This window comes from Roseovarius salincola, assembly GCF_026891095.1.
Taxonomy (GTDB): Bacteria; Pseudomonadota; Alphaproteobacteria; order Rhodobacterales; family Rhodobacteraceae; genus Roseovarius; species Roseovarius salincola.
This window is the reverse complement of the sequence record NZ_JAPTNL010000010.1, coordinates 1-13,625: the sequence shown is the minus strand read 5'-3', so window position 1 is coordinate 13,625 and position 13,625 is coordinate 1. Positions and strand designations below refer to the sequence as shown.

Genomic DNA, 13,625 nt, shown 5'->3' with positions numbered 1-13,625 from the left:
GATCAGGGGGTCTTTTCGCGTTCTGCGCCTTCGGACGCGTCGCCGTTGGTCTCGATATCCGCGATATAGCGCTTCATCTCGTCGATCTCGCTGCGCTGCACCTCGACGATGGCATCGGCCAGCGCCTTTACGCGCGGGTCCGACAGATCGGCGCGCTCGCTGGTCAGGATCGCGATCGAATGATGCGGGATCATGGCCTTCATCCATGCCACATCCCCGACCGTCTCCTGGGAACGCAGCAACCAGAGCGATGCCGCGAACACCACGGCAGCGCCCCCGAAGATGGCGATATTCGCCCTTCGGCTCTCATACATGGCGTGCATGAAACCCAGCATGATCACGGCCATCGCCGCCCCCATGTAAAGCGCCATCCAAAGCCGGGTCTGCGAAAAGAAAACGTGATCCATTGAATAGGTATTGAGATACATGAGCCCGTACATGGCCATGGTCGATGTCGCGATCATCGACAGAAACCTTGCGTAACTCATCTCGTCCCTCCTTTTCATCCCAACGCATGATACGGCGAAAGGTTCACCCGCGCCGCAGATTCCCGTGCCGCGCCACCACCCGACGCGCCCCCATCCCTTCATCTGGCCGCAAATACCTCGGGGGGTCCGGGGGGCTGGCCCCCCGCTTGGCGCATCAATGGGCGCCGATTGTTACCGATCCGGCAAGGCGCGCAGCAAAGCACAGGTCCGGTGCATTTCCGCAGATCGCCCTGAAACAAATCAACTTATTGAAAGATATATGTTTTCTACCTCATACCGCGACCTCGCTCGCGCTTCCTTGAGCCGTGAACAACGCGGCGTTCACGGCCTCGGGGGACGGCGTGACCGGCTGTTCACATCGCCTGGCCACACCTTTCGCCAACAGCATTCCGGGCACATCTTGGTGCCATCGAAACGCGGCACAGCCCGCATTGACCCAAACAGACACGAACCTGAAACCGAAAGGAACTGACATGACCTACGCAACCAAGACCCCCGCCTTCCGCATCGCCGCCCTCGCTCTGGCCGGCACCCTGATCGCCTCGGCCATCCCCGCCAGCGCAATGGAGATCAATCCCTCCGACCGCGCCCCCACCTGGGTGAGCGAAAGCGACTTCAGCGCCATGAACGCAAACGAGATCTACGAGATCGACCGCGCCCAGCGTCTTGGCGCCAGTGTCATCATCGAAGGACATTCGGCTTCGCAAAGCCGCGAAGTCGTCGACGCTGCACTGGCGGAAACCCCGGTCACACGCACCGTCTCCTCCTTCGACCCGACAGGCTACAGCGACCCGCAGGACACCAGCCTCGGCTCCCACGGCCGCTGAGCGCAGAGCCTCTCTCCGAAAACGATACCGCCTCGCGCCACATCCCTGGCGCGGGGCGAAACGATCGTGCACCGGTGATCCCCCGAATGCCGCGCTGCCGCCCGCTGAACCCGGACCTGCATAGGAATGCTCTCATGCTCTCGCCCACCTCGATGCCTTCCGGCGCCCTTTGGCCGACGACGGCTGACAGCGCCTGACCATAGGCGGAGCACGGTCTTCGGGCCACCCGTCCGGGCCGTCATTGCTCGATGGCAATCGCCCCGATCAGCAAGCCAGACCCAACCGCTTCAGATAGGCAAAGCCGCTTGGGATGGCGTCCTTGTCACGCAGTTCAAGCACAAGATGCGGAGAGCCCCGGCAATCCGCCAGGGCGCGGAAGACGGCCGCCCATTCGATTTCGCCTTCACCGGGAGGCCAGTGGCGGTCCGCGTGGCCATCAAGATCCTGCAGATGAACATGTGCCAGCAAGTCGCCCGCATCACGCACGAAATAGTCCACCGGCGGCGCGCCGGACATGCGGCGCGCAAGATGGGCGTGGCCCGTGTCGACAGACAGGGCGATGGCGTCCGACCCGAAGCTCTCGACCATCATCCGCCGCGTCGCCGGGTCGACGTCATGTATGTTCTCGATGACCAGCGTGACCCCCTTGTCCTCGGCGGCGCGCATCACGGGCGCCAGCGTCTGGTGAATGCGCGCCCGCTTCTGTTCGGCATAGTCCGGCGTCACCATCAGGTTGTTCTGATACCACAGCGTGTAGGGCGAATGCAGCACCATCTGCCGCGCGCCGATGCTGTCAGCTGCCTCCAGCGCCATGAGCAACCGCCGGGTGATGAGGGCGCGCAGCTCGGGATCCTTGTTGTCGATGTCCAGACCCTCGAAGGGTCCGTGAATACCGATCCGGCCGGTAAAGCCGTCAAGCGCGGCCCTGGCCATGGCGACCCGGTCGTCAAGCCCGGCGGTGAGCGCTTCAAATGTCATGAAGTCCTGCACTTCGATGTCGCGCGCATCGTCGAACAGCCAGTCGCGGTGCCGGGGGATCTCGGCGATCTTCAGGCAGGCGCCGATCTTCAACGGTGTCATGCGAAAAGCTCCTCTTTCATGAAAACGGATCCGGCGGGTGTGCCGCGATAGGCCATGCGCCCCGCGACCCAGGTTCCGGTGATGGCGGGGGCGCATCCCTTCGGCCAGTCGAGCAGCACGAGATCGGCCCGGCGGCCCACCACGATCTCGCCGCGATCCGCCAGATTCATGGCCGCTGCCGGACCCTTGGAGACCAACCGCCAGAGCGCCAGCCGGTCGGCGCGTTTCTCTGCATCGAGCCGCGCCACGGCGGCCAGCATCGCGGGGTAGAAATAGTCCGAGGCCAAGGCGTCGCAGAGGCCCGCCTCGACCATGTCACCCGCCCCCAGAGAGCCGATATGACTGCCGCCGCGCGCCGCATTGGGCGCTCCGAAGATGATCGCATCGCCCGCATCATGCGCGGCCTCTACCGCGTCAAGCACCATGGGAAACTCGGCAACCCGCGCGCCCAGGTTTCGAAACCATGTCCGCGCCTGCTGCGTCGTGTCGTCATGGGACAGCATCGGCGCGCCCGCGATGCGGCCCATCCGCGCCACGCGGGCAATCCGGTCGGGCACATCCCCGCGCCGCTCCCAGACCCTGGCCAGCAGCGCAATATAGTCGTCCTCGGACAGTCCCGCGCGTTGCGCCTTGGAAGCCGTGCGCCTCTTCATCCGCTCGTCGTCCAATGCGGCGATGGAGAAATCAGGCGACAGCTCGAACCCGCGCTGCTGGATCGGGACGTCATAGGCGCGCATCGTCATCGAGGTATGATCATTGAAGGCAATGGCCGGCAGAAGGGGGTCGTTGAGGGCCTCTTCAATCACATCCAGCGCCTCAAAGGCGAAGGTTTCCCATCGTAGCTGAACGCGGTTTTCCACGGTCAGGCGCGGGGCCATGGCCGCCATGCAGCGCATCAGGTCACGTCCGCGCGTCACATCACGCAACCCCGGCTCCCAGGCCAGCGTGATGGCGTGATAGGCGGTGGCAATCCCGTTGGCGGCCAGTTGCCGGTCGGTGTCGATGATCGCCGCCTCCTGCGGGAAATAGACCCCCGGTCGCGGCATGAGTTGCCTCTCGAACGCGTCGCCATGCACATCGATGAGAGCGGGCGCCAGCACCAGCCCGCGCGCATCGATCCGCGTGCCTGCGACCGGCCCGCCGATCTCGGCGATCCGGCCCCCGGCCACGGTCACCGTGGTCTCGGCGATCTCGGTCGGCAGGTAGACCTTCGCGCCTTCAAAGGTGATCATCAAAGCCGCTCCATCGTCAGGTGCCAGTGCCACGAGCCCGGCTTTTCATGTTCACGATCCTCAAGGCGCAGACACTCGAAACCGGAGAAAATCGCCAATAGCTCGGCGGCGGAACAAAAGTAATGCGGGTGGGTCTTGCCCGTGCCTGGCGCATCGAACACCCAGGCGTTGCGGCTGATTTCCCGGCCCGAAAAGGCCGCTTGTTCATGCGGCAGGCGGCGCTTTGACAACATCGTGCCAAGATAAGAACCGCCGGGCTTGAGGATACGGCGGATCTCGCCGACGGCGCGCAGCAGGATGTCTTCATCGCCGTGATAGATCACGTTCCAGGACAGCACATGATCAAAGGAGCATGTCTCGAAAGGCAGGACATCCATGCGCGCCAGCACGGTCTCGACGCCGCCTGCGCGGTCGATCTGCGCCAGACCATCGGGCGCGGCGTCCAGCGCCACCACATCGAACCCCTGCGCCGCAAGCCAGAGCGCGTGCCGCCCGACACCTGCGCCCAGATCCAGAATGCGCGCACCGGGCGCCAGCGTCCGCGACCAGGCGATCACGTCCGGCTCGGGGGTAAGCCATTTGCTGCCCGCCTCGATACCTGCCCACTCGGCGTTCCAGTGGGTGTCGGCTGTATCCGTGTTCATCGCTGTTCTCCGATGATCTTGATGCGGGCATAGCCCGAGAGTTGTTCGATCCCGATCACGACGACGGCGATCATCAGGATAACCGTCAACGCGGTCGGATAGTCGAAAAGATCAAAGCCCACCTTCAGCTCGATTCCGATGCCGCCCGCGCCCACAAGGCCGAGGATGGTCGAAGAGCGCACCGCCTTTTCCAGGGCGTAAAGCGCGGTCGACACGAAGGCCGGCATGGCAGCCGGAACGGTGGCGCAGGCGACGACGTCGATCCCGCGCGCGCCGGTTGCCGTCAGGCTTTCGGCGGGGCCATTGTCGGTGGCCTCCATATCGTCGGCAAAGAAGCGCCCGCAAAAGCCGATGGTATCGACCACGATAGCAAGCATTCCGGCGAAAGGCCCCAACCCCACGGCCACGACGAAGACCAGCGCCCAGGCGATGTCCGGCACCGCGCGGATGACGCTCAGCGCCACGCGCACGATCTGATTGACCCATGGCCCGACGATCAGCCCGCGTGCCGCCAGCAGCGCGACGGGCAATGACAGGATCACCCCCAGAACGGCCCCCGCAACCGCGATCTGCAAGGTCTCGACCATCTTCCAGCCCAGGCGCGTCAGCACATCCGTCGACAGGTTGGGCGGGAAAGCACGCGACAGGAAGTCGGCAAAGCGTGGCGGCGAGGTCATGACCTTCTCGACCGAGAATCCCGCGCCCGAGAGGCACCAAAGCAGCACAACCAACCCGGCCGCGTAGCCAAGAAAGGAGATGGCCGAGGGGCGTTCGAAACGCGATGGCGCAGGCAGGTCAGTCATACAGCCCCCTGAGATCCGCGCTGCGCAGGCTGTCGCCGGTAGCGTCGAGCTTCATCCGCCCCTCCGCCAGCCCCAGCACCCGATCGCCGTAGCGCAATGCATGGTCGATGTTGTGAGAGGTGAAGACAACCGTCACACCGTCCTGCCGTGCAAGATCGAAGAACAGCGCCATGACGTCCTCTCCGGCCTGCGGATCGAGCGAGGCGCAGGGTTCGTCGGCGAAAATCACCTCGGGACGGGACACGATGGCGCGGGCGATGGCCACGCGCTGCGATTGCCCGCCGGACAACCGGTCGGCACGCCGCAGCGCCAGATGCCCCAGAGCGACCTTGTCGAGCGCCTGCAGGGCCGCCGTGCGCGAGGCGGCGGGCGCAAGGCTGTGGGTCCAGTGGCGCGGCCCGCCTCTATGTCCCAACAGCCCGTGCACCACGTTGGACAGGACCGACAGGCGCGGCACGAGGTTGTGTTTCTGCGACACCAGCCCCACGCGGGACCGCAACGCGCGCAGCTTCGCCGCCCGTGCCCCTGTGGCATCTTCCTGCAACAGCCGCACACGCCCCTCCGAAACCGGGATAAGCCCCATCAAGCAGCGCAGAAGTGTCGATTTTCCCGCGCCGTTGGCGCCCACCAGCGCGGTCGCCTTGCCGCGTTCCAGGCGAAAGCTCAGATCGGCAAAGATCGACGTGTCGCCAAAACGCTTGGCGATGCGCTCCGCCTCGATATCCACCACGGGAACCGGGACGCCATGCGCCCCGGTCCGGTCAGGCCTGACAATCGCTTCGGCCCGGTGGCTGATGACAAGATCACTCACCGATGAACGTGTCGAACTGCGGATACCCGGCATTGCCGTACATCGAGCGCACGTAATCATAGGCGCTGTCCTCGATGGCGACGAGGTCCATGCCGACATACTTGTCGTTCTCCGCATGGGCGGTGATGCCGGCAATGATACGGCCCTTGTTCTCGAGGATCGCGTCCCGCACGGCCATGGCCGCATCCTTTGGCACATGCGCGCCGGCCATGATCATGTCATTTGGCAGGTCGCCCGAGCGGGCGATGACCTTGAAGAAGCCATAAGGCAGATCGGTTTCCGCATTGCGCACGTTGAGCCACGATCCGGCATTCGAGCCGATCGCGTCCACATCGCCGTTCTTGAGCGCCTCATGCGCAATGTTGCGCGAGGTATGGGTCTTTTTGATGTCGTTCACCGGATCAACACCGTGATCGGCCAGCACCTGCATCGGGCACAGCATGTTCGAGGTCGAGCCGATATCGCCGAAGGCCACGTTCTTGCCCTTGAGGTCGGCGGGCACATTGATGCCGCTGTCGGCGCGCACGATGACGGCGCAATGATAATCCGGCCGGCCAAGGCCGATCAGCGCATCGGCCTCGGTCAGCTTGTTGATGACCACGTATTCGGCCGGGCCGGAGACGACGAAATCGACCGTTTTGCCACGCAGCGCCTCAGCGGCGGCCGTGCGCGAGTTGACCGGGAAGAATTCGAACGTGTCGTCGGTGGCCTCTTCCAGCGCTGCCTTGAAGGGACCCCATTCAGTCTGCAGGCGTTCCATGCCTTCGACATCGGTCACGGCCAGTTTCCAGGTCTCGGCAGCGGCGCCGGATGCGGCGAGGGCTGCAAGGCTTGCGCCCAGCAGGAGGGTTTTGAATGTCATGACTGTCTCCATTGAGAATTCATCCGGATGAATCGGCCAGCGCTGTAACCGTTCAAAGACATCCTCATGAACCCTTTGTGAAACCTGCAATGCGCCCGGCTCCGAGCGGTTTGAAGCTCTTGCGAAAGGGGCGATTGTCACGCAGTTGCATTGCGAACGTCACCGGGCTGTCATACTGGATCGGTAGCCCAAATTCATTCGGATGATTGTACAATGACCAGAGCCCTCTGGCGGGAGATCCGCGCATTGATCGAGCAGGACATCGTGGACGGTGTCATCGAACCGGGAGCAAAGCTGCCGACCGAGCCGGAGCTGGCACAGCTCTACGCGGCCGGCCGCCACAGCGTCCGGCGCGCGGTGACCGATCTTGCCAAGGCGGGATATCTGAGCGTCGAACAGGGGCGCGGCACCTTCGTGCAGGCCAGGCCGATGATCGATTATACCATCGGCCGCCGCACCCGCCTGCGGCGCAATCTCGATCCCAAGGGAATCGAAGTATCGGGTGAAACGCTGGGCTATGCCCGCATTCCCGCGCCGCCCCGCGTGGCCCGGCTGCTCGCGCTGGAACCCGGCGCGGAGGTCGTTGACACGCATCGCCGCTCCATGGCGGACGATGTTCCGGTCAATATCGGCCATATCTACCACGACGCGGCGCGCTTTCCAGACTACCCCGAGCGCCGCCTGGCCATGGGATCGACCACGGCAGTGTATCGCTCCTACGGAATCGGGGATTACCTGCGCGGCGAAACCCGCATACATGCGCGCGCCGCGCGCGGTGACGAACCACGACGGCTTCACCAGCACCCGGACATGCCGGTATTGGTGGTGCGCGCGGTCGACACGTTGCTTGATGGATCGCCCATTGCCCACAGCGAGGTCATCTGGTCGGCGGCGCGGGTCAAATTCAGCATAAACCCCGACGAGGACGACGGATGACCCAGCCACCGGACGTCTTGTCCGATCACTGTGACGAGAAACTGCTGGGCATTCTCGCCCGCGCCGATGCCGCCCGCCTCAAGCCGTTCGCCGAGCCCCTGATCGCCGATCCCGGCGTGATCGAGATGCGCGAACAGGCGCGGCGCTGGCCGGTCCCGCGTCGGCGGAGCATGTGTTCCTCGATCATATGAGCGATGCGCAGGTCCTGCGCGATCTTCGGCTCGGCTCTGACCTGCACCCCGAAGTCGGCGCGACACTGGTCGTGAACGCGGCGCTTGGGACGGGGCCGCGCCTGCCATGCCCGACAGCACCATGCGCAACGACATCCCCGACGTTACGCGTGAGCCGCTGCTTTTCCCGGCCAAACGCGCGCACACGCTGCAATCGCTGGCGCGTGCCGAAACCGGGGGCGCCGCAATGCAACCGTAGCCCGCCGAATGACCCTCCGTTCGCTGACCAGGGATTGGGAGCCGATGGCCTACGGCTGCCTTGATGCATCGGCCAGGCGCGAAATGCGGCGCAGGATGCTCAAGGCCATCGCCGTGCCGGGCTGCCAGATGCCCTATGCCTTGCGAAAGGTGCCCATGGCGCGCGGATGGGGCACCGGGGTTCGCAGGTCTGCTGCATGCTGGTGACATCCCGGACCCTGATCAAGGTGATCGACCAGGGCGCGGGTGAAAGCATCAACGCCGCCTCGATCCGCAAGTTGCTCGCGTTTGTGTCCGGCGCCCAGAGAACGACCGACAGTCTTGTGGCGGACCTGATCCAGTCGCGCCAGCGTATCCCCGAGGAACGGCTGCGCGCGGATCAGGTGCTGGTTCTGCAAGTGCCGAACCCCGAACCCCTGCGGCCCGTGCAGCCCGACAAGCCCATTGCGCGCCAGATGCGCGCCGATGCCGATTACAGGCGGATGTGGCTGCAACTCTACGAACAGATCGTGCGCTCGGGGCGGGTGATGCAGTGCGCCGCCTATCCCAGCCTCGTCAATGGGCGTCACGTCATGCCCCCCTTGCCCAATCCGCGCTGGGACGTGCCCAAACTGCACATGGCGCAGCATCTGACATTGCTCGCGGCCGGGCGTGAGAAACGTCTGCATGCCGTGCCGCCCTTCACGCGGGTCGAGCCGCTGGTGTTCGACGATGTGCCCTACCTGGTGGAGGATCGCCGCGATCTGACCTGCCACCGTTCCGGCGCGCGCGGTTTCTTAATGAAAGAGACCCCGCAGGCGGACGGCTCGTCGCTGCACGAGATCGGCCTCGCCCGGTGCGTCCCGGCAAGTGGACCGCCAAGACGCGCCTGTCTGACGTCACCCGCGTATTGCCCGATCATGTTCAGCGCGGCCCGATACGCATCGCGAACGGTCTCATCGCCCAGATCACGGATACCGGCATGATGAAGGCGATTGGCGCGCCCAACGCCATGCGCGGTCAAAGCTATTCCGGCAATCGTTCGGCCGTGTCGCGCTGACACTGGTGGCAGGCGCACCCGTCCATGCCAACGGCACGTTCTGCGACCCAAGAGGCGCCCGGAACCGCCGCCTGACGTGAAATGGCGTTGTCAACAAAGCGTCACAGTCAGGTAGCCCGGTTGTTACGTTGATCGGGCATTCCTCTCCCAAGTCAATTCATTCGGATGAATCGTCTGCGGTTCACCGCCTGATCACAGGGAGAGCAAGCGCCATGACCGCGACCCTCAGCCTTCGGGGCGTGACCCGGCAGTTCGGCGACACGACTGCCGTGGACAACGTCTCGCTCGACATCCGGCCCGGCGAATTCGTCGGCATCATCGGCCGCTCCGGCGCGGGCAAGTCCACGTTGCTGCGCCTCATCAACCGCCTGATCGACCCCGGCGCGGGGGAGATTGCATTTGACGGGACCGAAATCACCGCATTGCGGGGCCGCGCCTTGCGCCACTGGCGGCGCGACTGCGCGATGATCTTTCAGCAGTTCAACCTCGTGGATCGTCTCGACGTCCTGACCAACGTCCTGATCGGGCGGCTGGCCGAGCACGGTTTTCTGTCCTCCATGGCCATGCGCTTCACCGATGAAGAGCGCGTCCTGGCGATCGAGGCGCTGGACCGGCTCGACCTGCTGCCGCAGGCGCTGCAACGCGCAGGGACACTTTCGGGGGGACAGCAACAGCGCGTCGCCATTGCGAAAGCTCTGGTTCAGCGGCCCAGGATCATGCTGGCCGACGAGCCCATCGCCTCGCTCGACCCCGCCAACGCGACCCGCGTCATGGACGGGCTGAAACGGATCAATCAGGAGGACGGGCTGACCGTTCTCGTCAACCTGCACACGCTGAACACCGCGCGGGCCTATTGCCACCGCATCGTCGCCATGCGCGCGGGCCGCGCGATGTTCGACGGCACGCCCGCGCAGCTGACCGATGACGTGGTGCGCGACATCTACGGGATCGAAGGGCTGACGGAGTTCAACGAGGCCGTCACCTCCACGGCGGCGCGCCCGACAGGCAACGTGACCGAGCCCGCCTGACAGCGGACCCGCCAGCCCACCCGGAAGACAACGCAAAAAGGAGATCCAATCATGCGTTTCGTCACCACCACCGCGCTGCTCGCGCTTACCGCCATGCCCGCTCTGGCCGAAGGCTGGAAGGACGACTACCAGATCATCCGCTTCGGCATCCTCTCGGGAGAGAACGAGCAGGACCGCCTGATGCGCAACGAGCCGCTGCGCGTCTACCTTGAAGAGACGCTGGGCGTCGACGTCGAGATCTTCACCGCCGGCAATTATGACGGCGTCATTCAGGCGGTCGCCGCCGACCAGATCGAAGTCGCGCGCCTGGGCTCGTCCGCCTATGCCGCGGCCTATACCGAAACCGGCGGCAAAGTCGTGCCGACCCTGACCTCAATCGCCCAAGATGGCAGCACCGGCTATTATTCGATTGTCGTGGCCCGCTGCGACAGCGGCATCGAAAGCCTGGCCGACGCCAGGGGCAAGGTTCTTGCCTTCGCCGATCCCGACAGCACCTCGGGCTATGCCGTGCCCTATTTCAACATGATCACCAAGGAAGGCTTCAAGCCCGAGGAGTATTTCCGCTCGGTCGTCTTCGGCGGCAGCCACGAAGCCGGCGTGACCGGCGTGGTCAACGGCACGTTCGACACCGCCGCCATTTATCAGGACAATGACTCGGCCGGGGTTTATCAGCGCATGGAAGACAAGGGCATGATCGACAAAGGGGTTGTCTGCAAAATCTGGGAAAGCCCGGAAATCACCTCCGGCCCCTGGACCTTCCGCCAGAATCTGCCCGAAGAGATGATCGAAGACGTGACCGCCGCGATCGAGAGCTTCCCGAAGGACGACCCCGAGGGCTATGCGCTCTATTCATCCTTCACCGGGGACGATCCGAACCCCGAGGTCGGCTTCTCACGGGTCGACCATGACCGCTACCAGTGGATCGTCGACATGCGCGCGTGGATCAAGGACCAGCGCCGCTCGGGCTCCTGATCCTGTCCCGATCCGGTCGGGGCAGCCGCGTGCTGCCCCGGTCCGCATAACCAGCCAGCGCTCGGGGCCTCGGCTCCGATCCCCAGTACGCAAGGGGCCGACCGATGACCGTCACCGCCGATCCTTCGATGATGGCCGCCAAGGGCGATCAGCGAACAGAATTCGAACGGGCCTTCACCGCCCGGCGCCGCCGCGCCCGCATGGGCTGGGCCATCGGCACGGTGATCTTCATCACGCTCTTCGCCTTCACATCCTGGATCGGGGACTTCTTCAAGGTCACCCAGGTGACGATGCCGGACGGATCGCGCGACTGGCGCTGGATCATCCCGGCCGGACTGCCGCGCCTTGGCGAGTATCTTGAAAAGACGATCCCGGTGCTGCGCTGGGACAGTCTGGGTGCCGATATCGGCGAATGGTTCTGGCGTTGGAAAACCTGGCTGACCCTTCTGTTCGAAACCATCCTGATTGCCTTCATGGCCACCACGCTGGGTGTGATCGGGGGATTCGTGCTGTCCTTCCCGGCGGCGCGCAACCTGTCGCCCAATGCCTGGGTGAACTGGATCACGCGCCGCTATCTCGAAATCGCGCGGACGGTTCCCGAACTGGTCTGGGCGCTTATCTTCGTGTTCTGCTTCAGCGTCGGCCCCTTGGCGGGGGTCATGGCGATCGGGCTGCACGCGACCGGCGCGCTCGGCAAGCTCTATTCGGAAGTGAACGAGAATATCGACATGCGCCCCCTGGAGGGCGTCAAGGCCGCCGGGGGCACATGGTTCGATCAGATCCGCTATGGCGCGGTGCCGCAGGTTCTGCCCAACATCATCAGCTACACGCTGCTGCGCTTCGAGATCAACGTGCGGGCCTCTTCGATCATCGGCTATGTGGGCGCGGGCGGGCTGGGGCAGGAATTCCGCACCGCCATGTCCCTTCAGGAATACACCGACCTCTCGGCGCTGTTCATCATCATCTTCCTCACCGTGGTGGCGATCGACTACGGCTCTGAAAAGCTGCGTCACCGGATCATCGGGCTGGACAGCGACACCGGCCACCGCCGCGCGGCCCGCGCGCAAGCTGCCTGAAGGAGCACCCCATGACCATGACTCCCGACCGGATCGAAGCCGCCCGCGCCCGCCTGCCGCTGGCCTTTCGCGCGCCGCTGCCCGTGCGCCTGCGCCGCTATGCGCTATGGACACTGTTTTTCGCGCTGCTGGCCTGGTGCGTTTACGATTTCAACATCACGCCCGCCCGCATCTGGGAGGGCCTGGGACGGTTGGGACGGGTCCTCAGCTTCATGTTCCCGCCCCATATCTGGGACAACTGGGCGGATTTCTCCGAGGTCCTCAAGGGTCTGGGCGAGACCCTGGCCATCGCGTTCCTCGGCACGCTCTTGGGTGCCGTCATTGCCTATCCGCTCTCCTTCCTTGGCGCCAAGAACATCAACCGCCTGTCTTTTCTGCGCCTCGGCGCACGCCGCGGCTTCGACCTGATCCGCGCGTTCGAGACCCTGATCCTCGCGCTGATCTTCATCCGTGCCTTCGGGCTCGGTCCGCTGCCCGGCATTCTCGCCATCGCGGTGTCCGAGATCGGCACATTCGCCAAGCTCTTTTCGGAAGCGCTGGAAAACACCTCCTCCAAGCCCATCGACGGGGTGAAGGCCTCGGGCGGCTCGCGCCTTCAACAGATCCGGTTCGGCATCGCGCCGCAGGTCAACCCGGTGATCCTGTCGATCCTGCTCTACAACTTCGAATCGAACGTGCGCTCGGGCACGATCCTCGGGATCGTCGGCGCAGGGGGCATCGGCTTTCTGCTCGCTGACAGGATCAGCGCATACAAATGGGACGAGGCATGGTCGATCATCTTCCTGATCATCGCGATGGTTTACCTGATCGACTGGCTGTCGGCTTTGCTGCGCTCGCGGCTGATCGGTAGGCCGGAGTCGGCGAAATGAGCGATTTCAGCATCACATGGTCCGCGCATCTCCCCGAGGGCGCGACGCGGGCGCAGATACCCGGCGGCCTGCCCTCGCCGGACGCGGTCTGCGACGGGGTCACCGTGACAGGCGGTCACGCCCGGCAGATCACCGAAGCGACGACCGGCCAGACCGCGCTTTGCCTCGCGCCCGGGGCGACCGGGGCGACCGATCCGACCGTGTGCTGATCCTTCACCCAAGCGCAAGGCACCTATCCCCAAGCGCTCGTCACGCCGCACCCGCCGCGCTTCACGCGCATCGCCGATGCCCTGCGCGCCGAAGTGGCGGGGATCGAGGCGGATCAGACCGGAAAAGCAGGGATGATGCGAGAACGGCCATTGCTGGGTGCTCACCCGGATCGGCGGTGCGGTTGAGACCTGGGACATCGCGCACCACCTGAAGACGCGCAATGTACGTCGTCAGATAATTTGGGACGCTTGAGCGGTTTTCGGATTGGAGGCTCTGGCCCATCCTTGATTGAGATTATGCGGTTTCAGTTTCGTGGCGCA

At 64.6% G+C, this 13,625-nt stretch carries 16 protein-coding genes and 1 pseudogene; 10 read left to right on the top strand and 7 right to left on the bottom strand.

Features of this window, described 5'->3' with window-relative positions:
• Positions 1-2: 2 nt before the first annotated feature.
• A complete protein-coding gene (locus N5A93_RS11800; protein WP_268955303.1) occupies positions 3-488 on the bottom strand; it encodes a DUF305 domain-containing protein in 486 nt (161 codons plus the stop codon).
• Positions 489-961: 473 nt separating this feature from the next.
• On the opposite strand from N5A93_RS11800, the gene N5A93_RS11795 reads away from it, so the two are divergent.
• Positions 962-1,315, top strand: coding sequence for a hypothetical protein (locus N5A93_RS11795; protein WP_268955302.1), 354 nt, complete (start codon positions 962-964; stop codon positions 1,313-1,315).
• 264 nt (positions 1,316-1,579) lie between these two features.
• Here the strand turns inward: N5A93_RS11795 and N5A93_RS11790 are convergent, their stop codons facing one another.
• Genes N5A93_RS11790 through N5A93_RS11765 form a run of 6 tightly spaced genes read right to left on the bottom strand, consistent with a single transcriptional unit; the run spans position 1,580 to position 6,747 of the window.
• A complete protein-coding gene (locus tag N5A93_RS11790; RefSeq protein WP_268955301.1) occupies positions 1,580-2,395 on the bottom strand; it encodes a sugar phosphate isomerase/epimerase family protein in 816 nt (271 codons plus the stop codon).
• The gene (locus N5A93_RS11785) at positions 2,392-3,627 is read right to left on the bottom strand and encodes an alpha-D-ribose 1-methylphosphonate 5-triphosphate diphosphatase (protein WP_268955300.1); all 1,236 of its coding nucleotides are present in this window, start codon (positions 3,625-3,627) and stop codon (positions 2,392-2,394) included. The genes N5A93_RS11790 and N5A93_RS11785 overlap by 4 nt, the downstream gene beginning before the upstream one ends.
• Positions 3,627-4,271, bottom strand: a complete 645-nt coding sequence (locus tag N5A93_RS11780; protein ID WP_268955299.1) for a class I SAM-dependent methyltransferase — start codon at positions 4,269-4,271, stop codon at positions 3,627-3,629. The genes N5A93_RS11785 and N5A93_RS11780 overlap by 1 nt, the downstream gene beginning before the upstream one ends.
• On the bottom strand, positions 4,268-5,074 hold the full coding sequence (phnE, locus tag N5A93_RS11775) for a phosphonate ABC transporter, permease protein PhnE (protein ID WP_268955298.1): 807 nt from the start codon (positions 5,072-5,074) through the stop codon (positions 4,268-4,270). Before phnE (N5A93_RS11775) ends, N5A93_RS11780 begins: the two co-directional genes overlap by 4 nt.
• On the bottom strand, positions 5,067-5,885 hold the full coding sequence (locus N5A93_RS11770) for a phosphonate ABC transporter ATP-binding protein (RefSeq protein ID WP_268955297.1): 819 nt from the start codon (positions 5,883-5,885) through the stop codon (positions 5,067-5,069). The genes phnE (N5A93_RS11775) and N5A93_RS11770 overlap by 8 nt, the downstream gene beginning before the upstream one ends.
• The gene (locus N5A93_RS11765; protein WP_268955296.1) at positions 5,878-6,747 is read right to left on the bottom strand and encodes a PhnD/SsuA/transferrin family substrate-binding protein; all 870 of its coding nucleotides are present in this window, start codon (positions 6,745-6,747) and stop codon (positions 5,878-5,880) included. The genes N5A93_RS11770 and N5A93_RS11765 overlap by 8 nt, the downstream gene beginning before the upstream one ends.
• A gap of 213 nt (positions 6,748-6,960) precedes the next feature.
• On the opposite strand from N5A93_RS11765, the gene phnF reads away from it, so the two are divergent.
• The 9 genes and pseudogenes from phnF (at position 6,961) to N5A93_RS11715 (ending at position 13,304) form a co-directional block, all read left to right on the top strand.
• Positions 6,961-7,683 (top strand): phosphonate metabolism transcriptional regulator PhnF, encoded by a 723-nt coding sequence (gene phnF / locus N5A93_RS11760; RefSeq protein WP_268955295.1) that lies wholly within the window; start codon positions 6,961-6,963, stop codon positions 7,681-7,683.
• The gene (locus tag N5A93_RS11755; protein WP_268955294.1) at positions 7,680-7,874 is read left to right on the top strand and encodes a hypothetical protein; all 195 of its coding nucleotides are present in this window, start codon (positions 7,680-7,682) and stop codon (positions 7,872-7,874) included. The genes phnF and N5A93_RS11755 overlap by 4 nt, the downstream gene beginning before the upstream one ends.
• 106 nt (positions 7,875-7,980) lie before the next feature.
• Positions 7,981-8,112, top strand: a complete 132-nt coding sequence (locus N5A93_RS11750) for a hypothetical protein (protein WP_268955293.1) — start codon at positions 7,981-7,983, stop codon at positions 8,110-8,112.
• A gap of 8 nt (positions 8,113-8,120) precedes the next feature.
• Positions 8,121-9,076, top strand: a pseudogene (locus N5A93_RS11740) (alpha-D-ribose 1-methylphosphonate 5-phosphate C-P-lyase PhnJ).
• Positions 9,077-9,362: 286 nt separating this feature from the next.
• On the top strand, positions 9,363-10,178 hold the full coding sequence (gene phnC, locus N5A93_RS11735; protein WP_268955290.1) for a phosphonate ABC transporter ATP-binding protein: 816 nt from the start codon (positions 9,363-9,365) through the stop codon (positions 10,176-10,178).
• Positions 10,179-10,229: 51 nt separating this feature from the next.
• Positions 10,230-11,150, top strand: a complete 921-nt coding sequence (phnD, locus tag N5A93_RS11730) for a phosphonate ABC transporter substrate-binding protein (RefSeq protein ID WP_268955289.1) — start codon at positions 10,230-10,232, stop codon at positions 11,148-11,150.
• A gap of 104 nt (positions 11,151-11,254) precedes the next feature.
• Entirely contained in the window at positions 11,255-12,226 is a 972-nt protein-coding gene (gene phnE / locus N5A93_RS11725) for a phosphonate ABC transporter, permease protein PhnE (RefSeq protein WP_268955288.1), read from the top strand.
• An 11-nt stretch (positions 12,227-12,237) separates the two neighbouring features.
• On the top strand, positions 12,238-13,095 hold the full coding sequence (gene phnE / locus N5A93_RS11720) for a phosphonate ABC transporter, permease protein PhnE (RefSeq protein ID WP_268955287.1): 858 nt from the start codon (positions 12,238-12,240) through the stop codon (positions 13,093-13,095).
• Positions 13,092-13,304 carry a hypothetical protein gene (locus N5A93_RS11715; RefSeq protein ID WP_268955286.1) on the top strand — a complete coding sequence of 71 codons (213 nt, stop codon included), beginning with the start codon at positions 13,092-13,094 and terminating at the stop codon, positions 13,302-13,304. The genes phnE (N5A93_RS11720) and N5A93_RS11715 overlap by 4 nt, the downstream gene beginning before the upstream one ends.
• The last annotated feature ends 321 nt before the right edge of the window (positions 13,305-13,625 follow it).

Excerpts from the sequence above, each read along its gene's own strand:
- phnE (WP_268955288.1), top strand. The coding sequence starts at position 11,255 with ATGACCGTCACCGCCGATCCTTCGATGATGGCCGCCAAGGGCGATCAG.
- N5A93_RS11715 (WP_268955286.1), top strand. The coding sequence starts at position 13,092 with ATGAGCGATTTCAGCATCACATGGTCCGCGCATCTCCCCGAGGGCGCG.
- phnC (WP_268955290.1), top strand. The coding sequence starts at position 9,363 with ATGACCGCGACCCTCAGCCTTCGGGGCGTGACCCGGCAGTTCGGCGAC.
- N5A93_RS11780 (WP_268955299.1), bottom strand. The coding sequence starts at position 4,271 with ATGAACACGGATACAGCCGACACCCACTGGAACGCCGAGTGGGCAGGT.
- N5A93_RS11800 (WP_268955303.1), bottom strand. The coding sequence starts at position 488 with ATGAGTTACGCAAGGTTTCTGTCGATGATCGCGACATCGACCATGGCC.
- N5A93_RS11785 (WP_268955300.1), bottom strand. The coding sequence starts at position 3,627 with ATGATCACCTTTGAAGGCGCGAAGGTCTACCTGCCGACCGAGATCGCC.
- N5A93_RS11750 (WP_268955293.1), top strand. The coding sequence starts at position 7,981 with ATGCCCGACAGCACCATGCGCAACGACATCCCCGACGTTACGCGTGAG.
- phnE (WP_268955298.1), bottom strand. The coding sequence starts at position 5,074 with ATGACTGACCTGCCTGCGCCATCGCGTTTCGAACGCCCCTCGGCCATC.
- phnD (WP_268955289.1), top strand. The coding sequence starts at position 10,230 with ATGCGTTTCGTCACCACCACCGCGCTGCTCGCGCTTACCGCCATGCCC.
- phnF (WP_268955295.1), top strand. The coding sequence starts at position 6,961 with ATGACCAGAGCCCTCTGGCGGGAGATCCGCGCATTGATCGAGCAGGAC.
- N5A93_RS11795 (WP_268955302.1), top strand. The coding sequence starts at position 962 with ATGACCTACGCAACCAAGACCCCCGCCTTCCGCATCGCCGCCCTCGCT.
- phnE (WP_268955287.1), top strand. The coding sequence starts at position 12,238 with ATGACCATGACTCCCGACCGGATCGAAGCCGCCCGCGCCCGCCTGCCG.
- N5A93_RS11755 (WP_268955294.1), top strand. The coding sequence starts at position 7,680 with ATGACCCAGCCACCGGACGTCTTGTCCGATCACTGTGACGAGAAACTG.
- N5A93_RS11765 (WP_268955296.1), bottom strand. The coding sequence starts at position 6,747 with ATGACATTCAAAACCCTCCTGCTGGGCGCAAGCCTTGCAGCCCTCGCC.
- N5A93_RS11790 (WP_268955301.1), bottom strand. The coding sequence starts at position 2,395 with ATGACACCGTTGAAGATCGGCGCCTGCCTGAAGATCGCCGAGATCCCC.